The following is a 23193-nucleotide window of genomic DNA, read 5'->3' as shown; positions in this document are numbered from 1 at the left end:
TATCTCTATAAAATATATTTAATTAGATACATTTCGATTTAAAAACATAATAGAGAACAGTAATAAAAATAATAATCCATGAGTCAATAAAAGAACTGATAAAAATGCAGTGTTTAGATAGTATATATATATAAATATAACACCAAATAATATAGGATTTATGTTTATTGAACTTATAATTCTATATATAAAACTTATAAGTATGCTATGAATTAAAACTCCTATATACCCTGCCGATACATATCCTTCTGTTAAAACACCTACATTTGCATTAAATCCTGGTTTTCCCATTAAAACTTCTCCAGTATACATTGATAATGAGTCGTAGCCTCCTAATATTTGTCTTTGAATTCCTAAAAGTTCACCTATAGCTGAATGTAGCCAATATGTGTTATGTCCATTAAAGTACATATAATATTCACTATCTAATTTAGGTGGTATAAAAAATACACGCCTTACAAACCCATCCAATAAAAAGATATTATCAAACATGTAATATAGTAAAATTCCACCTATTGTCAAAAACATAATCAACTTAGCAAATAAAATAGGCTTTTCTTCATAATCTCCCCTATAAAATACAATAACAGTTATTGCACCTATAAATATACTTTTAACAGCTCCACATAAATATATATATAAAATTACAAACAAATTAAGTAAAAAAATACTTTTCTTTTTATATTTTATAGAATAAGCTAACAGTACAGGACATACAACTCTTGTTAACGGTGCTATTAAGTATCCTATTCCATTTACACTAACTTCTCTAAATAAAGCTCTAGTTTCATATACATCTATTAATAACAAGTTTTTTATATTTATGTATTTACCATAAAATATAAAAAATGGTATAGTTGCAATGATTGCTAAAAATGTTAACCTTCTCATTATGAAATAATTATTTTCAACAGTATATTTTGATTTTTTTATCTTTATATTAATTTTCGAAAAAATTATCATAACTAATAAAAATATGCTAAGAGATATAACTATATTTATAGAAGTGTTATTGTATTGATAATATATTACAGTTCCATAAAAATTATATATTAAGATAATATGCCATATAGCGTATATTATATTATTTTTTATAAAAATTCCAATTAAATTGAAAAATATCAATAATGCAATCCCTATTAAAAAATTATATATGTTAAAATCTAATTCAAATCCCATGTATGAAAATTTAGGTTGTATAACCATCGTATACGCCATAGTTAATGCTATAAAACATATAAATTCATATATCATTAAAGTTATTCTTTGTTTTTTTATACTATGTTTTAAAATCATCTAATTGCCTCTACTTATTCTTAAATAAATTTTTTACAATCTCTATAATCTCTCTTTGCTCATCTACATCAAGCTTTGTATCACTTGGTAGGCAAATTCCTGTTATATATAATTTTTCTGAAATAGGTTCTTTCTTATTTCTAGAGAAAAATTTATATTTTTCAAAAAATGGTTGCATATGCATAGGCTTCCATACAGGTCTGCTTTCTATATTTTCATTTTCTAAAGCTATCATTATATCTAGTGGATTAACTCTAGAACTTTCTTTTATAGTAGCCACAGATAACCAATAATTGGGTTCTCCAAATTCGCATACACTCATCATTTCTATTTCATCTATATCTTTAAATCTATCTTTATACAATTCATAAATTTCTTTTTTCTTAGAAATCCTCTCATCAAGAACTTTCATCTGTCCTCTTCCTATCCCAGCTATAACATTACTCATTCTATAATTAAATCCTAATTCTTTATGTTCATAATGACGTTCTGCTTCTCTTGATTGAGTTGCCCAAAAAAGAGCTTTTTTCGTATACTCTTCATTATTAGAAACCATCATTCCTCCACCAGAAGTAGTTATTATTTTATTTCCATTGAATGAGTATATACCTATATCTCCAATAGTTCCTGTTTGCTTACCTTTATATGTAGCTCCTAAAGACTCAGCTGCATCTTCTATAATTGGTACATTATATTTATCACATATTGATTTTAATTTATCATAGTCAGCACTTTGTCCATATAAGTTTACAACTATAACTGCTTTTGGTATTTTGTTGCATTTTTCAGCATCATAAAATGCCTTTTGTAAAGCTATTGGGCACATATTCCAAGATTCATACTCTGAGTCTATAAATACAGGTTCTGCACCTTGATATATTATTGGATTTGCACTTGCTGAAAATGTCAATGTTGAGCAAAATACTACATCACCTTGCCCTACTCCTAAACATTTAAGTGCTAAATGAATAGCACTTGTTCCACTAACTAAAGCTATTGATGCTTTTGCTCCTGTGTACTCTCGAATGTCTTTTTCAAAATTATTAACATTAGGTCCTAGTGGAGCAACCCAATTTGTGTCAAATGCCTCATTTATATAGTTCTGTTCTTCCCCTCCCATATGAGGTGAAGAAAGATATATTCTTTTTTTCATATTATTTACCCCTTATTTAAAAACTGTTTGTAATATATATTGAATATCTTTTATAAAATTATAATCTCTTATATAATCAATGTTTATTTCTACCTTATCTGGAAATATAACTTCATCATTATACCTTTGAGAATCTTCTACTGTTGCTAATATTTCTTCTTCATTTCTATACTTTATTGTTGCAGGTCCTGTTATTCCTGGCCTTATAGATAAAAATATTTCTCTTTCCTCCTCTGGAATACTATCTATAAGCTCTTTTACATCAGGTCTAGGTCCTACAAAACTCATATCACCTTTCAATACATTTATAAGCTGTGGTAGCTCATCTATCTTGGTTTTTCTAAATATCTTTCCCAAAGGTGTTATTCTTGGATCATTTTTAGTTGTAACAGTTGTCTGAAAATCAACTTTAGATGACATTGTCTTAATTTTTATAATATTGAATATTCTCCCATCTTTCCCTACCCTTTTTTGAGTAAAAAATCCACTTTCCTTATATTTTATTTTTATAAGTAATGCAGATATTATTATTATAGGAATGGTAAACAACAGTCCTATAAACGATACAATAATATCAAAAGATCGTTTTAAAAATCTATTTATCATGCTTATCTTTTTTGGTAATTCTTTTACACTATCCATATATCAACCCTACTTATCTTTAGTGTTAAACTCTTTTTAATATTGCATTTATAGAGTAGTTTGAAAATACATATATACTTTTTACTATTGATAAATTTTCTATATTTCTATATACATTCCATACACTCTTAGCAGCTTTAAATTTATTATTAGATATAGATCCATTTACAAGCCTATATTGAGCTAAACATTCATTCAATCCATACGCTTTACATTTTCTATCTCTAAGTATATATAACCACGTTGCCATATCTTGATTAGCCCTTATATTTGGCATTTCAAAATATCCTATTTTATCTTTATCTATAATTACACTTAAGCATCCTATTATAGTATTTTTTAGATATCCCTCGTAATCTATAACTTTTGGAACCTTTATAGCTTTATTTAACAATGTTCCATCTTCTGTCATAAGCTCATATCCGGTAAAGGAAAATGCTATATCTCCATCCTGCATAAATCTTATTTGTTTTTCTAGTTTGCTCTTATACCATATATCATCACTATCTAAAAATGCTATATATCTGCCTTTTGCATTTTTTATTGCTGTGTTTCTAGCAACTGCTGCTCCACTATTTTGCTCTAATCTTATATATCTAATTCTACTGTCATCTTCTACAAATTTGCTTATTATTTCACACGAATTATCTTTAGAACAGTCATCTACCAATATCATTTCCCAATTTTCATAGGTTTGAGCCTGAACTGACTGTATAGTTTCTTTTATAAAGCTACTAGCATTATATACTGGAGTTATTATTGAAACCAATTTTTTATCCATACAATACCTCCTTGCTTTTATTTGCTTCTTCAGGTCTAATATAAGTAGTAACCAATTCTCTCATAACATTATCAATTAGTTCTACTTCTTCCTGATCAACTATATCTTTTAATACTTCTAAATGTTTTTTAGCTCTATCAACATCAAACTCTATTGGCTTTCCAATAAATATCTTCTTATGCTCAGTATCCATTAATCCTTCCTCTGACATAAGTAGCTCTTCATATAACTTCTCTCCAGGTCTAAGCCCTGTAAACTTAATATCTATATCTACATTTGGTTCAAATCCGCTTAATGTAATCAAGTTATTTGCTAAATCAACTATCTTTACTGGATCTCCCATATCAAGTACAAATATCTCTCCACCCTTTGCCATAGCACCTGCTTGAATAACAAGTTGTACAGCTTCAGGTATAGTCATAAAATACCTAATAATATCTGGGTGAGTTATAGTTACTGGCCCACCTTCTTCAATTTGTTTCTTAAAAAGTGGTATAACGCTACCATTACTTCCAAGTACATTTCCAAACCTAACAGCTACAAACTCTGTTTCACTACTTTTGTTCATAACCTGAATTATCATCTCAGCAGCTCTTTTAGTAGCTCCCATTATATTAGTTGGATTAACTGCCTTGTCGGTAGATATAAGCACAAATCTTTTAACTTTATATTTATCTGCAAGTGTAGCTACATTTCTCGTCCCAAATATATTATTTTTTATAGCTTCACTTGGGCTATTTTCCATAAGGGGAACATGTTTGTGTGCAGCAGCATGAAAAACTACATCTGGTTTATATGTATTAAATATTCCATCCAATCGTTTTCCCTCTCTTATAGATGCTATAACTGTTTTCAAGTTTAATTTATTTCCATATTTTCTTATTAATTCTTGCTGAATTGTATATGCATTGTTTTCATAGTTATCAAGTATTACAAGTTGTTTTGGATTAAAACTTGCAACCTGTCTGCATAACTCACTTCCGATACTTCCTCCCCCGCCTGTAACAAGTACAACCTTATTTTGCAAATACTCACTCATCTCTTCTAAATTAACTTTTATAGGTTCTCTACCTAATAAGTCTTCTATCTCAACATCCCTAATTTTTTTTATATCAACTTTTCCATCTATTATTTCAAATATACCTGGTATAGTTCTAAGTTTACATTTTGTATCTTTACAAACTTCTATAATTTCTTTTTTCTCTTGTTTAGTTATATTAGCTATTGCAATTATAATTTCGTCTATATCATTTCTTTCAACTACATTTTTTATGTGGTTGGTTGTTCCTAATATTGGTATATTATGAATTCTTCTTCCCATTTTATTTATGTCATCATCTATAATTCCTACTGGCTTTTTTAAAAGTTGCGGGTTGTTTTTTAATTCTTGAATTACCATATCTCCCGCACTTCCAGCTCCTACTATTAGTACTTTGCTAGCTTTATCTTTTAAGTTAGCTCTAATACCTATTCTTCTTGCTGTTCTGTATATTAATCTAATTCCACCCGTTAGTGATATTGTTAATATTAAATTTAATAAATAAAAAATTATTGAAAGTTGTCCCCCTACAAGCTTATGTATTAAATATGATGGCAGTACTGCTGTTGAACAAGCTAATACTATAGATAGTAATTCTTCTTCTCCTGCGTATCTCCATAAACTGTGATAACACTTAAATATAGTAAGTAAGGATATATTTGTTACTATATATATTACTGATAGTAATATCATTTCATGTTCTAATGGTTTAATTTCATGAACTAACCATACTGATACTACAAATGATATTAATATACATACTATATCTGCTAATTTTAATATTAGTTGCCTTGTTTTATATTTGCTTAAAGCTTTATCTAATACATTTTCTTGTCTTGGAGATCTGATTTGAGCATCCACTTAAATTTTTCACCCCTTTAAATTAAAAATGTGCTAATTTTTTAGTTTTCTTTTTGTGCCTAGCTTTTCTACTCCCATCATTTTGTTCATAGCAGTAGCTATAGTATCCATAAAAATTGTCTTCTTCTATATATTTGTTTAAAACAACCCCTATAATATTTGCTTTTACTTTTTCTAATTTTTCTTTTGTCATTTTTGCCATTTCTATATCTGTTTCTCTAGATCCTACAACTAATATTGTCGCATCTGAGTAATTAGCTATAGCTCCTGCATCAGTTATAATTCCTATAGGTGGTGTATCTATAAATATATAGTCATAAATTTCTTCTAGTGTTTTTATAAATTCTTTCATTTTTTTAGATATTAGCATTTCTGATGGATTAGGTGGCATCTTCCCAGCTGCTAGTATCTGTAAGTTATTAATTTTTGTATTTTGTACTACTTGTTTAAAATTCTTTTCTCCAATTAATATTTCTGTTAACCCATATGTATTTGTAAGGCTAAACTTTCTGTGTACACTAGGGTTTCTAAGATCTGCATCTATTATTAGAACTTTTTTTTCTTCTAACGCTGCAAAACTTACTGCCATGTTTGAAATAACTGTTGATTTTCCTTCATCTTGTTTACTGCTAGTAACTAATATTGTTTTTATTTTTTTGTCTATGCTAGAAAATTGTATATTAGTTCTTATACTTCTGTAAGCTTCTGATACTGGTGATTTTGGTTCTTTGAATGTTATTAAGCTTATCATTTTTTATTTTCACCTCTCTTACCTTTGCTCTCATGTGGAACTACTCCTAATAAAGGCAGCCCTAAATGTTTTTGTATATCTTGTGGTGACTTTATTTTGTTGTCCATATACTCAAGTAAAAATATTACAAATAATGAAATCATAACTCCTAAAACCCCTGCTATTGCTATATTCATAATTTTATTAGGCTTTACTGGAATTTTAGGAACCATAGCTTTATCTATTACTTCTACATTGCTAGCCTTTGTTATTCTTTTTACTTCTTTTGTAAATACTTTTGGTATTGCATTTGCTATATCTGCTGCTCTTTTAGGATTATAATCTTCTACAGAAATTTCTAATATTTGTGTATCTGTCACTGGTGATACAGTTAATTTTTTTTCAATTTCTGAATATCCATCTTTAATTTTTAACTGTTTTGCTACTTCATCAAGTACTACTTTTGATTTTATTATTTCTCCATAAGTTACTGTTAGTTTTTGAGATACATTTATCTGATCTCCTGTTATTACATCTGTACCTGGTGCTTTATCACTGTTTACTATTAATGTTGTTTTAGTTTCATAAACTGGACTTAATACAAAAAAACTTATGATTCCACTTACAATCATTGCAATAGTTGTTATTAAAACTATTAGCCAAGCTCTTTTTTTGATGATTTGAAAATATTCTTTTAAATCAATAGTTTCTTCCATTTTTACCTCCATTTACTTCAATTTTATATTTTTTTAGCATTTTATAGCTATTTTTCATCTAATTCCTACTATTTTACTATATTTTACTTTGTTTATTTGTAGTTTTCTGTTTTATTCTTTCTTATTATAGTAAAAAATTTTTACATCTTCAAAATAATTCGTTCTGTGTTTTTTTGCATTCTTTTTCTTTTTTTTATATTTTGTGTTATTTTTCGACAAATTAACCTGTCGAATATCATTAAATTTGTCGAAAATTTTCTAAATATTTTTTATCTTTTCTAACTAATTTTTTACTTTTTGATAATAGTAATTAAATTTTAAATAAAAAAATTCGTAGGTTTTATCCTACGAATTTTTTTATTGTTCTATGTCTATTTCTTCTTCTGGTGGTTCAATAGATTTATTGCTATTATTAACTTTTACTTCTAAGAATTTCATAAATTCTTCTCTTAATTCTGGTCTTTTTAGTGCAAAGTCTACTGTAGCTTCTAAAAATCCTAGTTTATCACCTACATCGTATCTTCTTCCTTCAAAGTTATATGCATATATTGCTTCATGTTCACCTAATGTTTTTAGTGCATCAGTTAATTGTATTTCTCCACCTTTTCCAGGTTTTTGATTTTCAAGTATATCAAATATAGCTGGAGTTATTATATATCTTCCTAGTATAGCCATATTTGATGGAGCTTCTTCAACTTTTGGTTTTTCAACCATGTCATTTACTTTGTATACTCTATCTTCTATATATTTAACATCTAATATTCCGTATTTGTTAGTATCTTCTTTTGCTACTTCTTGTACCCCTAATATAGATGTGTTGTATTCATTGTATGCATTTAGTAATTGTTTTAAGCAAGGTTCACCGTTATCTACTATGTCATCTCCTAAAAGTACTGCAAATGGTTCATCTCCTACAAAACTTTTAGCACAGTGTATTGCATGTCCAAGTCCTTTTGGTTCTTTTTGACGTATAAAGTATATATCTACCATGTTAGATATACTTCTTACCAGTTCTAACATTTCATTTTTACCTTTTTGCTCCAATTCAAGTTCTAGTTCTATACTGCGGTCAAAATGGTCTTCTATAGATTTTTTACTTCTCCCTGTAACTATTAATATTTCTTCTATTCCTGAGTTTACTGCTTCTTCGATTATATATTGTAGTGTTGGCTTGTCAACTATAGGAAGCATCTCTTTTGGCTGAGACTTAGTCGCAGGTAAAAATCTTGTCCCTAATCCAGCTGCAGGTATTATTGCCTTTCTCACTTTCTTTTTCATTTGATTTTCATCTCCAAATTCAATTTTAATCTCTATTAAATAAATCTCTAGTATAAACTTTTTCTTCTACGTCAAAAAGTTCTTTTGATAATCGATTCGATATTATAATATCACACATTGACTTAAATTCATCTAGATCTCTTATAACTTTAGAATTGAAAAAGCTATCTTCTTTTAATACTGGCTCATATACAACAACTTCTATTCCTTTTGCTTTTATTCTCTTCATTATTCCTTGAACCGAAGATGCTCTGAAATTATCTGAGTTAGTTTTCATTGTTAATCTATAAATTCCTACTTTTTTAGGATTTCTTTTTATTATTTGATCTGCTATATGATCTTTTCTTGTTCTGTTTGAATCAACTATTGCTCCTATTATGTTATTAGGTACATCTTTATAATTTGCTTTTAATTGTTTTGTATCTTTTGGAAGACAATATCCTCCGTATCCAAATGAAGGGTTATTATAATGACTTCCTATTCTTGGGTCTAAACCTACGCCTTCAATTATTTGTTTTGTATCTAATCCTCTAAGTTCTGCATATGTATCTAATTCATTAAAATAAGCTACCCTAAGTGCTAAATATGTATTTGAAAATAATTTTACTGCTTCGGCTTCTGTTGAATTTGTAAATAATACTGGAACATCCTTTTTCACTGCACCTTCTAACAATAAGTTTGCAAATTTCTTTGCTCTTTCTGATTTTTCTCCTACTATTATTCTAGAAGGATGTAAATTATCATATAATGCTTTTCCTTCTCTTAAAAATTCAGGTGAAAATATTATATTATCTGTATCAAACATAGCTTTTATTCTTTCAGTATATCCAACTGGTACTGTTGATTTTATTACCATTGTAGCTTGTGGATTTATGGATAATACATTTGCTATAACAGCTTCTACCGTTCTTGTATTAAAGTAATTTTTTTCTGGGTCATAATCTGTTGGTGTTGATATTATTATAAATTCTGCATCTTTATATGCTTTATAGGCATCTGTTGTTGCTACTAGATTTAAGTTTTTAGTAGTTAAGTATTCTTCAATTTCTTCATCTACAATTGGAGATTTCTTGTTGTTTATCATATCTACTTTTTCTTGAATTATATCTACTGCTATTACTTCATTGTTTTGTGCTAGTAATATAGCATTAGATAAACCTACATATCCAGTTCCTGCTATTGCAATTTTCATTGTCATCTCTCCTTTTGTAAGTTTTATAGTTAAATCCTTTTTCAAAAATAACATATCTTTCTTTTTAATTATATATATGTCTATACCGTTAATGATATTTTATATTCACTTTCTTTTAAACTACCTAAAAATCCAAAACTTATTATAATAACTTCGTCTATGTTGACTCTTTGTTTTGTTTTATTTGTCTTATATTCTCTTTATATTTGCTAACTCTATAACTTGTTTATTAGTATGTTTTCACTGTATTTTATTCTTATTTTAGTGTTATACTAAGCTTTTTATTTGATATATCCAATTTTTTTAGCTGGAATTCCTGCCCAAACTTCATTTTCTCCTGTCGAACACGTAAGAACTGAATTTGCTCCTACCAAACTTCCTTTAGCGATCTTAAGTTCTCCTTTTTTACAAAGTATTTTAGCTCCTGCACATATTATTGCACAATCTTCTACTTTAATTTTTTCAAATTCACTTTCATGAGCTTCTTTATGTATATCTGCTCTTCCCAATGTAACTCCTTGATATAGCTTAACATTGTTACCTATTTCAGTTTGTGGATGAACCACTAACCCTGGTGCATTATGTGCTAAAATAAGATTATCTCCTATTATTACTTCTCTAGGTAAATCTATTTTATATAAAAGTTGTAATAAAAATCTCACAACTCTGCTTTTAGAATTTTTTTTTCTGTACTTTAAAATTATTTTTAATAATTTTTCCATTGATCCCTCTCTGCCTAGTTATTTTTCTTACAATAGCTTTTTCTAATTGTCATAAACAATGCTAAAATCATAAATAATGCAGCGCACTTGTTGCTTGAATATATAGGTTCTGCTATACTCGTTACTACAGTGTAACAAATTAATCCAAAAACAATAAGTTTACTTTTATAGTCTTGATATCCTTTTAAAAATTGTATAAATATAAAATATAAAACCAAGATTAATAGTATAACTCCTAAAAATCCGGTTTCTCCCATTATCATCGCCCAATATGTATCAGCTATATAATACGGAGTACTTGGCGATAATCCCCATATATTGCTTAGTCCATATTCATAATATAAAGGAGAGTAAAATTCTCTAGATATAAATGATCCAAATGTTCCAAATCCTGTTCCTAAGGGAAAGAAATCTTTTGCTATTTGATATCCAGCTGTGTATAAGTACCCCCTTGCTCCATTAAAGAACTCTGATATTATTCTTGGTAGTGAAATATATACCATTATTGGGATTAAAAATATAAAGTATTTTAATTTGAACTTTTTAATTAATTTCATAAAATAGAATAATATTATATAAACACACATAAATGCTATAGCCTTGCTTCTCCCTGTAAGTAATACTAGTAAACTACTTGCAATAATTATTGGAAGTTCACCTTTAGTTTTATTTGTGTAGTTGTAATATAAAAGTATTATAGTCATTGAAATTATTGCAAAAAAAGCAAGTTCTGTAGGATGTGAAAACCCTATAGATACTGTATGCAGTCCAAATCTTACATCCTCATTTTCTAAAAAATTTAGAGGAATATTAACTATGCCTATTAAAGTTAAGAAATATAGTGATATTTCTAATACTTTGCTTATGTTTTTTAATATATCTGCTTTAACATCATAATATTGAAATATTACTCTACAAGCAAAGTAAAGTATGTATCCTTTTGCCGTCATAATCATACTAAGGAATCCAAATTTAATACCTATAATGTTGTTTGTAGCATTTGATATAAATCCTATAAATAAGTATAGTATAAAAATTATAAATGCTGTGAATTCATACTTAGTTATTTTTATAGGCTTTTTTTTGTTCATTAATAAAAACAATGCATATAATGTTGTAACTATAGCTAGTCCTTCATCCACATAACTGAAAAAATGTATATTTACTTGTAATAAATCCTGAAAAATCATCGCTATCAAAATCATCTGAAATATAGGTATCATTTTTAACTCCTATTTCCACCAGTTAAAAGATACAAGTCTTTTAGCTTCTTGTGATTAACTTCATTGCTGTAATTTTCTTTTATATCTTTAAAACTTTTATTGCTGTAATTTTCTCTTAGCTTTTGATTTTCAATCATTTCTTTCGTTATGTTAACAAGATTTTTTATATCTCCTGGTACAAAAGTTCTACCATTTTCCATATCCTTTATAACCTCTGGTATGCTTCCTACATTTGTAGCTATTGTAGGAACTCCGCAACTCATAGATTCAAGTATAGCCATTGGCATAGCTTCTTTGTATGATGGAAGTATAAATATCATAGTATCTTTTAATTCCCTTTCTACTTCTTGCTTACTTACCCAACCTAATAATTCAAATTTATCTTGAAGATTATATTTTTCTATTAATTGTTTAGTTTGTTCTAATTCTCCATCTCCACAAATAGTAAATTTTATACTATCATCATTTTGTACTAACTCTCTTGCCATTTCTATAAAGTCAAAAATACCTTTATCTTTTTCTATTCTTCCGATAAAAAGTATTTTTTTAGAATTTACATTATAACTATTGTCTTCATTTACATTTACTGAGTTGTTTATAACAACTATTTCTGAGTCAGTCATTTTTTCTATTTTATTTTTCCAAGCTTTACTTAAAACAACTATTTTTTCACATTTATTCAGATTTTGAGTTATTTTATATTTTGTACTATCATCAGCACTTAAATATACATCTTCAAAAGCTCCTCCATGTATATGAAGTATAATTTTTTTATTAAATTTATTAGCTATTTTTATAAAAATACTTTTTCTAAAAAAACTCTTCCCTGATGCTGTATGTATGTGAACTAAGTCTATCTTTTTAAAAGCTAGATAATAACTCATAACAACCATTGAGTTTAATCCGTATAATATTTTTTTTACTTTTGATCCAGGCACTACAGTATGTATATTTTTTATGTCAAATTCTTTTAAGTAATTTGAATTTGTATACTCTTTTATAACTGTTGACATCCCACCATTAACTTTGTCTTTGTGAGGTCCAACCATAAGTATATTCATTGCATTGCCTCCTTTGTTTAATATTCTGAAAGATCTATTATTTTTGCCATTTTAATATCTTCTTCTAGAGGGTACATAGGGTCTGTTCCATTTGCAGGTGTAAATGTTAATTCTCCAAAGTATATTTGGTTGTTAACAGAATAAAAGTCAACTCTCACATATGGTAATCCTGTAGATAATTTTATTGCAGCTTCTTTCATTTCTTCTAAGTTTATTGGCTTATCTATATTGTCTACTCTTCCTAATTTACAAATTACATCTAGGTCATTCCAATCTGGATCATAGTAATTTTCTTTATGGTTTGTAAATCTATCTGTATGTACTTCAATCATATGCACTTTTTGTTTTGAACAATGAAACTTATAATCTCTTAAACTTCCAGTTTCATCCTCTAAATACTCTTCACATATAATTCTTGATTTTATATTTTTATATTGATTTTCTTTTGTATACTTATAAAATTTTTCTTTTTGCCAAGCTGTTAATTTTTTAATTGTATTTTCTATATCCAACTTGTTTTTATCTTTGCATATTATATTTCCGCCTGTTCCATTTGTCATTTTTAAAACAAATTGTTGTGGCAACTTATTAAAATCTATTTCATTTGGACTATCATAAACTCCATGTAATGTAGGCAAATATCCAGGTCCTAATATTTTTTCTACAAATTTTCTTACTTCATATTTGTCAACATACTTCCCAAATCTTTCTAGATTTCCATTTAATTTTGCCCATTGGATTTTTTCACCAAAATACTTAGGATTTTTTAAATTTAATATTTTTTTATAACTTCTACCATAATCTATATATAAAACTGTTTTTGTAGGTAAAAACATACCTAACTTTCTTAAACTTTTCATAAGATTTCCTCTCAATTATTTTTGTAAAAACTCTTCAATACTATCTATTATTGTTTGTGTATTTGAAATATATTGTTTTACTTCTATTTTTTGAACATTTTTTATTGCATCGTTTAATTCTTTTATATCATATATACCTTGTACAAATTTCAAATCATTAAATTGTTCTACTATTTGTATCTGATGATCATCTACATGTTCTTGAAATTCTTTTAATCTAGGTATTGCTATTGTTTTTTTACCTTTTTTTACTGCTCCTATTATAGCTCCTGTTCCACCATGAGTTATAACTGTATCACAACTTTCCATAATATTGCTAAACTCTTCTCTATCTAAGAAATTTTTATATTTATAATTTTTAGGTTTATAGTCACTATATCCTGTTTGAGCAAATACTTCTTTTGTTATAATCTTTTTTTCAACTAAGTTGTCTAGTTCTTCTAATAACCTGTTAAATTGAAACTTTTGTGATCCTACTGTTACAAATATCAATATATTCCCCCCTTATATATTGCTTCTGGGTATATTTTTCTCAATTCTTCCCATTGAATATAAAATTGATCTGCAAATTTATATATTAGTTTCCCAGTAAGTGTTGGAGATGTTATCTTTGCAAAAGATTCTATAAATATAAGTTTCTTTTTAAAAATTTTTGCAAGTAAGCACATAGGTATTGTAGCTAAAGCTCCTGTAGATATAACTATATCTGGTTTTTCTTTTAAAAATATCTTTAGTGTCTTTATACTGTTTATAATCATATAATATATAAATTTTATTTCGTGTCTATTGACTTGTTTTAAATAATAAAATGGTATATCTTCGTTTGATACTGAGTAATTAGTTTTCTCTGTCACAACAAAGCTATCATGTTTTTGCATTAGTGGTTTTAGCATCATTATTTGTTCAAAATGACCTCCACTTGATGCTATAAAGCATACTTTTTTCATATAATCACCTTAATTCTTATTTTTTATGATGCATTATCATCTCCAAATAATACAAAAAATGTCTTGAGTATTAACTTTATATCAACCCAAGTACTTCTTTCTTGTATATATTTTAAATCTAGTTCTACCCATTCATCAAAGTCTATACTATTTCTTCCTCCTACTTGCCAATAACAAGTTAGTCCAGGTTTAACAGCTAATCTTCGTAATTGATAATCATTATACTGTGCTACTTCTCTTGGAATAGGTGGTCTAGGTCCAACTAAACTCATTTCTCCTTTAAGTATATTAAATAATTGTGGCAACTCATCTATACTTGTTTTACGTATGAATTTCCCAATTTTTGTTATCCTTGGATCATCTTTAATTTTAAAAACCGGTCCAGTTTGTTCGTTTAAGTGCTGAAGTTCATTTAATAGTTCTTCTGCATTGTATACCATAGATCTGAATTTTAGCATTTTAAATGTTTTACTATATTGACCACATCTTTCTTGTCCAAAGAATATTTTACCTTTTGGATCTTCTAATTTTATAAGTATTGATACTATTATAAATACAGGTAGTAAAAGTATTATTCCTATTGATGATCCTATAATGTCTATAATTCTTTTGACAACTAAATAACTTTTTCTCACATTATTGCTTAGTCCCATCAATTCTTCTCTAACGAGAGTCTCGCAAAAATTAAGATCAGTGCTACTATCTTGCATAAAATTACCTCCTTTGACCTGTTTTATAATGTGTGCTAAGTGAATATACTTAGCACATATACGTTTATTTATTTTGTCTTGTTATTTATTTCTTTTTGATTTTTTTTTCGATCTACATTGAGATGATTCACCTTCATAATAGTAATTGTAGTATCCATGTGAACCATTGGAATCTTCAAATTTATTAAGTACAACACCTAATATATTTGCATTTACTTTGTCTAATCTTTCTTTTGCTATTTTTAACATTTCAATGTCTACTTCATTTGACGCAACTACTAACATAGTCCCATCTGCATAAGTAGATATTATTCCTGCATCTGTTATAATTCCTATTGGCGGTGCATCTATAAATATATAATCATAGTAATCTCTTAGTGATTCTATAAATGATTTCATTTTTCTTGAAGCTAACATCTCTGATGGATTTGGAGGTATTTTACCACATGTAATAACACTAAGTCCTGAGACTTCTGTTTGATTTACACATTCATCAAAACTTTTTTGACCTGTTAATATTTCTGCAATACCATGAGAGTTACTTACGTTAAACATTCTGTGTACTGTAGGATTTCTTAAGTCTCCTTCTACCACTAACACCTTTTTATCTTCCATTCCTGCAAAACTAACAGCTAAGTTTGCTATTACTGTACTTTTACCTTCGTTTTGCTGAGAACTTGTTACAACAATTGTCTTTATTTCTTTATCTAAATTTGAAAACTCTATATTAGTTCTTACAGTTCTATATGCTTCTGAGATAGGTGATTTCGGATTTCTCTTTGTTATTAGTCTGCTTAACATAATTATCTACCACCTTTCTTTTCCATCTTTTCATTAGGTATAACTCCAAGTATTGGCAATCCTGTATATTTTTCTATATCTTGTGGAGTTTTTACTTTGTTATCCATATAATCAAGTATGAATGCTGCAAATAACCCTATTATAAATCCTAAAAATGCTGCTATCACTATGTTTAAAGCTTTTCTAGGCTTTATTGGTTTTTCTGGTTCAACAGCCTTATCTATCACTTCAACACTATTTGCTTTAGTTATTCTTTTTACTTCTTTTGTGAATACCCTTGGTATAGCATTAGCTATATCCATTGCTTGTTCAGCATCTTTATCTTGAACTGTTATTGATATAATTTGTGTGTCCTTAACTGGAGATACAGATATCATTTTGCTTAGATTTTCATAATCTAAATTTAAATCTAACTTATCTATAACAGAGTCTAATACTGCTCTAGATTTTATTATTTCTCCATAAGTTAGTGTTAATTTTTGAGTAACTGTAAGTTGATCTCCTGTTATAAATTCTGCCTTTTTATTTTGCTCTGTATTAACTATTAATGTTGTATTTGATTCATATACTGGACTTAATATAAAAAAACTTATTGCTCCACTTAATATCATTGCCACTATAGTTATTACTACAATTATCCAAGACCTTTTTTTGATAATTTGAAAATACTCTCTTAAATCAATACTTTCTTCCATTTTATCCTCCATTTTTTTCTTTACATTTTTTATTTTTAGGTAAATTATTATCTTCTCACTATAGATTCACATAATTTTCCTTATAATCTCCACGATATTCTCATAGAAAATATTTTGTAGTGTTGTATAATTATATTTTTAGATATCAATTTCCATTATCGACATTTTCTTTGTATTCTTTACTATTTTTGCGTATAATTATTATTTTTATAATAATTATATAGTTTTTTATTATCTCCAAATCTTCTAACTAAACTAAATCCTATAATACTCTATATATCATCAATCTGTCTTTGTATACTGTTAATGATATTTTTATATTTTTATAAACAAAAAATTACCCAAAATGGGTAATTTTTGAATTTTCTATTTATTTTCAAAACTCTTATAATCATAGATAAATTTATGTAATTGTTCGTTATTATATTCTTTATCCCAAATAATCACCCAACCTTTTTCTTTACTAATAGTTTTTCCATCTCTATGGCCATCAAGTGGGAATTCAAGTTGAGCAAAATTAGTACTATTCATTTTTAATACCTTAGTTGCTAGCTTAAATATTTCCATTGGAGGCATATTTGTTTTAGTGTAACCAATTATATTGTTTCCTAATTCAATTAAATCTCCACTAGATGTTTTTGCTAATTTATTATAAGCTGCTTGAAGTACAGTTCTTTGTCTATTATCTCTATGATAAGCATCATCTGCATATCTTATTCTGCTATAAGCTAGAGCTTCTGCTCCGTTTAAATTTTGTTTACCTGGTCCATCAATTCCTGGTATGTGGCTTACTTCTTTCGGTAGCACATCTATTTCTACACCACCTATAGTATCTATTATTTTTTCAAAAGAATCAAAACTAACAGCTGCATATTTATCAATTTTTATTTTGAAATTTTTATCTATAGTTTGAAGTAAAAGTGCAGGTCCTCCATAAGCATAAGCATGAGTTAATTTTTGCTCTCCATAACCTGGAATATCTACATATGTATCTCTAGCTAATGATGTAATTCTTATATCATTATTTTTATCATCTATAGTAAGTATCATCATAGAATCTGATCTATTTCCTTTTTCAAGGTTGTTACCATCTACTCCAGCTAATAAAATATTAGTTATTCCATTCTTTTCTTCTACTTTTTGGATTTTTTGTTTTATGTCTTTGGCAGTATCTTTATCATACATTGAGTTAAGTTTAAAATAGAAATATCCAAAAACTACAAGCGGTACTACTACTATAAAAACTATTAACCCAATAACTACCTTTTTTAAAGCACTCATATATTCCCTCCATTTTTTATTTTTTACTAACTATATTTTAACACATATAAATATAGCTAGATACTTATTTTAGTTTAATATTATCCCTAAAAAAAGACTGAGTTATTGATAGCCGAAAGTGATGATAATACGTATTAATTAAAATATACATATTACCATTACCAAAAGCATCATCAACCCAGTCTTTTATTTTTTCCATGGCAAGGATTCATTTCTACTTATTTTGCAGTATAACCTGCATCTAAAAGCATCTTAACACACGCTTCACCTTTTCCGTCAGCAACAAGTACTATAGGACCCGTACATCCCATACCACTTTCTGCATATATACCGTTTTTCCATAAAACTTTAACAGCGTCTTCTAAGTCCATTATATCTATACCAGATATTTGATGAGTAACTACCTCTTTTTCTGGTATTTTTACTTCTTCCTCATCATCTTTTTTAACTTCTTTCTTAGTTAACGCAGCTATTATATCATCGTATTTTGCATTTTTAACTGATTTAAATTCTTCCTTAGATACTTTAGTAACGTCACCTTTAACAACATCATAAGCATATCTAAGTGCATTAGCAACAACTGGAGAACCAGATGCTCTTGATAATATTAATATCTTTCTATCGTAATCTTCACCTACACCAGGACCATATCCAAATCCATTAGCTTCATAGTCTCCACCAGTAGTAAATGAAGAGAATACTTTCATAAATATATTTCCGCTTAAAGTATCAGTAACCATAACATCCGGAGCCCCACATAATAAATCATTACCTCTCATTACACAACCACCGTCAGCTCTAACTGATTCAGCAAAACTTATATCGTATCCATTAGCTTGTAAATCTTTTAGTGCCTTTTCAACTTGTCTAGCACCGTCAACATTTAATATACCTACAGTAGGATTTTTTATTCCTATAGATTTAGCAGTAGATATTCCATAAACTGCATTTCTAACCATAGCTTCTATTCTGTGAGTAGCACTAGTACCAGTAGTAGTAGCAAGAATCATTTCTTTACCTCTACCTGGAGTTAAAACTCTACCAACAGTAGATACTCCTATAGGGAAGTTATAATGCATAGTAACACAAGCATCAATGTAACCAGAGTCTAATAACTCTTCCATTTTAGAATGCATTTCACTTTCATCATTAACTTCAACAACATCTAAGTCAGTATCAACCTTAGGCCCTATTAACACTATATCAAATAAATTTGACTTAGCTAAATGAGCACCTTTTACTAAGTTTTCAGTTCCATGTTCACTACCTAAAGTAGTCAAACCAACTCTTACTTTTTTACCGAATTCGCCGCTTTCAATAGCATTAGCTATATCAAGAAAAGTATCAGCAATAATCTTCTTAGGCATAACAATTCCCCTCTCAAAGTGAATTTTTTAAATAAATCTAATTTAATAAAGAAGAAGTATTATTAACTGATAGCATAAATAATTTTTTACCGTAAGGCCTTATCGCTTGTAAGGATTGGCTTTGGTCATATTAACTTTTTTAAAGCCTGCAGTACTTTAAATTTCAAGTCTATATTACCAACCCCACACCTTGCAAGCGATACGCTCTACTTTTTATCTATACTCAGTCAAATTTATTATTCTTCTATTAACATATCTTGAGCTAATTTTCTCATTGATTCTGCTATTATTTTCTTTATTTCCTCTTTAGAAATAGCAGCAGCTTCTTCTTCTACACCTTGGTTTCTTTCTACTATGAAAGAAACACCATCGAATAAGTTAGTCATTCTACCTAAGAATAAACTTCCTTTACCTACTATCATAGCTCTATTTTTATCACCATTAGTTAAATCATCTATACAGAATCCTATATATGGAACTCCTGATGGTATATGACCTTGAGTTGGAGCCCATCCTGGTATTCCTCTTTCACTTACGAAGTTCTTTAATTCTTTTTTCTCTAAGTCTCCACGCTTAACAGCAAGAGCACCTATCATTTTGTAGTTAGCTTCTGGAACATCTCCTGCTCCAGCTGGCTTAGTTATATCTGGATTTTGCATTTCAACTGAGTAAACATCAACATCAGTTATTTTTAAATTAGCTCTATCAAGACCTGTAGTTATTAAAGCAGTCATAACAGCTTGTGGAGAAGATCCTGTTCCAACACTGTGTTTTCCTGTTAAGTCAGTTCTTATTATTGGGTTTATACCATCGTTTTCAGAAACTAATATAGCGAATCCTCCAACAACGTCTTCTAAAACTGGAAGACCTTTTTTAACATGGTCTTTAGCATTCATTCCAAGTTTAGCACTAGCTCCACCTGCAACTACCATAACATTTTTATAAACTCCTGATTTAACAAGTGCAGCAGCATTTATTAAAGCATGAGTAGGTCCAGCACAGAATCCTCTTGTATCAGAACCAGAAGCATTTTGAAGCCCAGCCATTTCAGCTATAGACTTAGCAAAGTTACCTCCACCTCTTTGGTTCATATCTCCACAAGCCTCTTCTGAACATTCTATAACATAATCTATATCTAATGGGTTTATATTATTCTTTCTAATTAATTGTATAGCTGCAACAACTCCTGAAGATTTAACAACTAAGTTTTCAAACATTGTATGAGCATTTAAGTTAACATCAACATCATGAGCTCTTTTTACATATCCAACTAATTCACCATCATGGTATAATCCTTCAGCATGGTGATCAGCTATTAATTCTTTTGCATCATCTATATTATCTCCCTTAACCTTTCCAAAGAATGGAGCTAGTTCTGGGTAATTATTTTCGAAATTAGGTTTTATATTATTAACAAAATCTTCTTTTAATTTAACTAAGTCAAAAGCATCACATATTTGCATCATTAATAAAAATTCGTCTTGAGGCATTATTTCCCCAAGTTTTCCTTGTCTAGTACCTTCCATTTTGTGTTCGCACCAAGGAAGAGCTATTTCTCTTAATTCTTCTGGTCTATTGTTTCCTATGTAAACTTGGTTTGGTATATAGTTTACAACTTCTTCATATCCTCTTATATGGTTTTTTACTTCTTTTAAAAATTCTGAATCTGGATGTGTTTCTCTTTCAACAGCACAAGTAGTACCATTTTGAACTATCATATCTGGTGTGTGAACTAAGATGTAGCTTGCCCCTTTTAAAACTGGAAATGTCATATTATTTACCCCCAATGTATATATGTATTATTTTTTCAACGGACTAAATAATAGCCTCGTTGCTAAAACCTACAATATTAGATTCATTACATTATTAATTTTACTTATAATATCTAAAAAATAGATGGGTAAAAATACCCATCTATTTAATTTTTTATTTACTTATATAAAAAGTTTAAATTAAGCTTTTGCAGATATATCTTTTAAAGTTATATCTTCTTCAAATACTGTTTGACCGTCAACTTCAGTAGTTAAAGCAACTAAAGCTTTTTCAACTAATTTTCTTCTTAAAGCTTTTTCCTCAGCTGGATCTAACTTAGGATTTCCAAGAGGATGAGGTATAGCTATAGCAGGAACTATTCTGTTAGCTCCAACTGTTAAAGATATAGGTACTACTGTACAGATATGAACAACAGGAAGTCCTGCTCTTTCTATCTCTTTTACCATCGTTGCACCGCAACGAGTACAAGTACCTCAAGTAGAAGTTAATATTACTGCATCTACGCCTGCATCTTTTAATTTTTGAGCAAACTCAGCAGCATACTTCTTAGAACTTGCAACAGCAGTTCCGTTACCTGTAGTTGAGTAGAATAACTCATGTAAAGATCCTATAGCTCCTTCAGCTTCTAAGTCTCTTAAAACATCTACTGGTAAAACTCTATCCGCATCTAGGTTACAATAAACTGGGTCGAATCCACCATGAGCAGTTTCATAAGTGTCTTCAGTTAAGTCCATAACACCTGCTATACTGTACTCACCGTACTTAGAAGCAGAAGATGACTCTATTCTATCTGGGTTTCCTTTAGGAACTATACCTCCAGAAGTAACTAAAGCTATCTTTGCATTAGCTAAATCTTTTACAGCTGGGTTTGGATCTACTCTATCAAAGTTAGGCATTGGATATTCAGTTACAAACTCTTCACCTTTTATTTTCTTTAATAACATATCTACAGCTCTCTTAGAACCTCTTTCTTTAGCGAAGTAGTTAACTCTTATTCCTCTTTGTATATAACCTTCTTCAGCTGGAGATCCTATTTCTTCACCTTTAGCTAACTTCTTAGCTAATGCTGCTATTTTTGGAAGAGCCTTTCTCATACCAGCAGCAGAGTCAGCAGTCTCTATTATATAAAGTTCTTTTTTGAACATATCTGCTCCTGGGTTTTCAACATACATTCCTGTTAAAGCTGGTATATTTAACTCGTCTTTTACAAACTTTGTTATTGTTCCTGCAGCAACCCCGTATCTACCTGCATTGAACGCTGGACCAGCTATAAATAATTGTGGATTGAAGCTTTTAACCATTTCTAAAACTTCTTGGCTAGCAGACTCCATATTTTCTCCAAAGTAGCTGTCCCCACAAACTACTGTTCCAACTATCTCGATTTCATCCCCTAATAACTTGTTTAATTGTGCACTTATTGGAGGTAATTTTTCAGCTATATGTGGTTTTGTATCAGCTTTTTCTTCTCCACCAATTCCTGCAAAGAATTGGTTTACATAATGAACTACTCTTATCTTTTCCATCTTATCTCAACCCCTTTTGATTTGATTAGGCATTATATTTACAGAATTGACCTCTTATACTGTTCATTTCTTCTACTATTTCATCAACTTCAAGAACCATTTCCATCATACTTATTTGATCTTCATAAACTGACTCATCAAATAATTCTTTTACTTCTGGTTCAACAACATGATAAACAGCTAATCCTAACTCAACACCAGCAAGTGGTCCAGCGAAAGTTGGATCTCCAGCAGTTACTGTTTCAGCTGCAAGACCTGCAGCTTCGGCTTCAGCAGCACCTAGTAAAACCACAACATTTTCAGCACCGAATTTATCAGTAGCTTCTTTAACTCTGTTTTGGTTTTCTAAGTCCATAGCCCCAGCAGCAGTTCAGACAAAACATTCTGTTGAAGCAAAAACTATCTCAGTATTTTCTACAGTGTTTACACACTCTTCTATAGCAGGTCCCGGAATACCATCACGGTCACCTATTATTATGATTTTCTTATTAGTTAATACGCTCATAATAATTCTCCTTTTCCTTTATATTTTTATTTTATAT

The 23193-nt window shown here is 28.9% G+C and carries 23 protein-coding genes; all 23 read right to left on the bottom strand.

From position 1 onward, the window contains the following. Positions 1 to 18: 18 nt before the first annotated feature. Positions 19 to 1296 (bottom strand): hypothetical protein, encoded by a 1278-nt coding sequence (locus tag ABFX13_RS01185; RefSeq protein WP_346041282.1) that lies wholly within the window; start codon positions 1294 to 1296, stop codon positions 19 to 21. A gap of 10 nt (positions 1297 to 1306) precedes the next feature. After that, positions 1307 to 2449: a DegT/DnrJ/EryC1/StrS family aminotransferase gene (locus ABFX13_RS01180; RefSeq protein ID WP_346041280.1), complete on the bottom strand. Its 1143-nt coding sequence runs from the start codon at positions 2447 to 2449 to the stop codon at positions 1307 to 1309. A 12-nt stretch (positions 2450 to 2461) separates the two neighbouring features. Further along, a complete protein-coding gene (locus ABFX13_RS01175; protein ID WP_346041278.1) occupies positions 2462 to 3091 on the bottom strand; it encodes a sugar transferase in 630 nt (209 codons plus the stop codon). Between the two features lie 25 nt (positions 3092 to 3116). Next, positions 3117 to 3872 carry a glycosyltransferase family 2 protein gene (locus tag ABFX13_RS01170; RefSeq protein ID WP_346041276.1) on the bottom strand — a complete coding sequence of 252 codons (756 nt, stop codon included), beginning with the start codon at positions 3870 to 3872 and terminating at the stop codon, positions 3117 to 3119. Continuing rightward, complete coding sequence (locus tag ABFX13_RS01165; RefSeq protein WP_346041274.1) at positions 3865 to 5772, bottom strand: polysaccharide biosynthesis protein; 1908 nt, start codon at positions 5770 to 5772, stop codon at positions 3865 to 3867. Before ABFX13_RS01165 ends, ABFX13_RS01170 begins: the two co-directional genes overlap by 8 nt. 22 nt (positions 5773 to 5794) lie before the next feature. Then, entirely contained in the window at positions 5795 to 6523 is a 729-nt protein-coding gene (locus ABFX13_RS01160) for a CpsD/CapB family tyrosine-protein kinase (protein WP_346041272.1), read from the bottom strand. Beyond that, positions 6520 to 7218: a YveK family protein gene (locus tag ABFX13_RS01155; RefSeq protein ID WP_346041270.1), complete on the bottom strand. Its 699-nt coding sequence runs from the start codon at positions 7216 to 7218 to the stop codon at positions 6520 to 6522. The genes ABFX13_RS01160 and ABFX13_RS01155 overlap by 4 nt, the downstream gene beginning before the upstream one ends. 357 nt (positions 7219 to 7575) lie before the next feature. After that, positions 7576 to 8496, bottom strand: a complete 921-nt coding sequence (gene galU / locus ABFX13_RS01150) for a UTP--glucose-1-phosphate uridylyltransferase GalU (RefSeq protein ID WP_346041269.1) — start codon at positions 8494 to 8496, stop codon at positions 7576 to 7578. A 25-nt stretch (positions 8497 to 8521) separates the two neighbouring features. Then, positions 8522 to 9688, bottom strand: coding sequence for a nucleotide sugar dehydrogenase (locus tag ABFX13_RS01145; RefSeq protein ID WP_346041267.1), 1167 nt, complete (start codon positions 9686 to 9688; stop codon positions 8522 to 8524). 281 nt (positions 9689 to 9969) lie between these two features. Next, complete coding sequence (locus tag ABFX13_RS01140) at positions 9970 to 10410, bottom strand: hypothetical protein (protein ID WP_346041265.1); 441 nt, start codon at positions 10408 to 10410, stop codon at positions 9970 to 9972. Positions 10411 to 10424: 14 nt separating this feature from the next. Then, positions 10425 to 11633, bottom strand: a complete 1209-nt coding sequence (locus ABFX13_RS01135; RefSeq protein ID WP_346041263.1) for a hypothetical protein — start codon at positions 11631 to 11633, stop codon at positions 10425 to 10427. Between the two features lie 2 nt (positions 11634 to 11635). After that, a complete protein-coding gene (locus tag ABFX13_RS01130) occupies positions 11636 to 12694 on the bottom strand; it encodes a glycosyltransferase family 4 protein (RefSeq protein WP_346041261.1) in 1059 nt (352 codons plus the stop codon). A 17-nt stretch (positions 12695 to 12711) separates the two neighbouring features. Then, complete coding sequence (locus tag ABFX13_RS01125) at positions 12712 to 13554, bottom strand: ATP-grasp fold amidoligase family protein (RefSeq protein ID WP_346041259.1); 843 nt, start codon at positions 13552 to 13554, stop codon at positions 12712 to 12714. Between the two features lie 15 nt (positions 13555 to 13569). Further along, positions 13570 to 14046, bottom strand: coding sequence for a PssE/Cps14G family polysaccharide biosynthesis glycosyltransferase (pssE, locus tag ABFX13_RS01120; protein WP_346041257.1), 477 nt, complete (start codon positions 14044 to 14046; stop codon positions 13570 to 13572). Further along, entirely contained in the window at positions 14043 to 14501 is a 459-nt protein-coding gene (gene pssD, locus ABFX13_RS01115; RefSeq protein ID WP_346041255.1) for a PssD/Cps14F family polysaccharide biosynthesis glycosyltransferase, read from the bottom strand. The genes pssE and pssD overlap by 4 nt, the downstream gene beginning before the upstream one ends. Positions 14502 to 14524: 23 nt before the next feature. After that, on the bottom strand, positions 14525 to 15211 hold the full coding sequence (locus ABFX13_RS01110) for a sugar transferase (protein ID WP_346041253.1): 687 nt from the start codon (positions 15209 to 15211) through the stop codon (positions 14525 to 14527). Positions 15212 to 15292: 81 nt separating this feature from the next. Continuing rightward, on the bottom strand, positions 15293 to 16012 hold the full coding sequence (locus ABFX13_RS01105; protein WP_346041251.1) for a CpsD/CapB family tyrosine-protein kinase: 720 nt from the start codon (positions 16010 to 16012) through the stop codon (positions 15293 to 15295). Positions 16013 to 16014: 2 nt separating this feature from the next. Continuing rightward, complete coding sequence (locus ABFX13_RS01100; RefSeq protein ID WP_346041249.1) at positions 16015 to 16707, bottom strand: YveK family protein; 693 nt, start codon at positions 16705 to 16707, stop codon at positions 16015 to 16017. 366 nt (positions 16708 to 17073) lie between these two features. Next, a complete protein-coding gene (locus tag ABFX13_RS01095) occupies positions 17074 to 17988 on the bottom strand; it encodes an LCP family protein (RefSeq protein ID WP_346041247.1) in 915 nt (304 codons plus the stop codon). A 218-nt stretch (positions 17989 to 18206) separates the two neighbouring features. Continuing rightward, complete coding sequence (gene grdD, locus ABFX13_RS01090; RefSeq protein ID WP_346041245.1) at positions 18207 to 19355, bottom strand: glycine/sarcosine/betaine reductase complex component C subunit alpha; 1149 nt, start codon at positions 19353 to 19355, stop codon at positions 18207 to 18209. 236 nt (positions 19356 to 19591) lie between these two features. After that, complete coding sequence (gene grdC / locus ABFX13_RS01085; protein WP_346041243.1) at positions 19592 to 21127, bottom strand: glycine/sarcosine/betaine reductase complex component C subunit beta; 1536 nt, start codon at positions 21125 to 21127, stop codon at positions 19592 to 19594. 180 nt (positions 21128 to 21307) lie between these two features. After that, a complete protein-coding gene (gene grdB / locus ABFX13_RS01080; protein ID WP_346041241.1) occupies positions 21308 to 22651 on the bottom strand; it encodes a glycine reductase complex selenoprotein B in 1344 nt (447 codons plus the stop codon). 25 nt (positions 22652 to 22676) lie between these two features. Next, the gene (grdA, locus tag ABFX13_RS01075; RefSeq protein ID WP_346041238.1) at positions 22677 to 23156 is read right to left on the bottom strand and encodes a glycine/sarcosine/betaine reductase complex selenoprotein A; all 480 of its coding nucleotides are present in this window, start codon (positions 23154 to 23156) and stop codon (positions 22677 to 22679) included. Positions 23157 to 23193 lie beyond the last annotated feature (37 nt).

It is taken from the genome of Paraclostridium tenue, from assembly GCF_039521565.1.
GTDB lineage: Bacteria > Bacillota > Clostridia > Peptostreptococcales > Peptostreptococcaceae > Paraclostridium > Paraclostridium tenue.
Note: the sequence above shows the minus strand (reverse complement) of the source record. Positions and strands in the feature narration are given on the sequence as shown.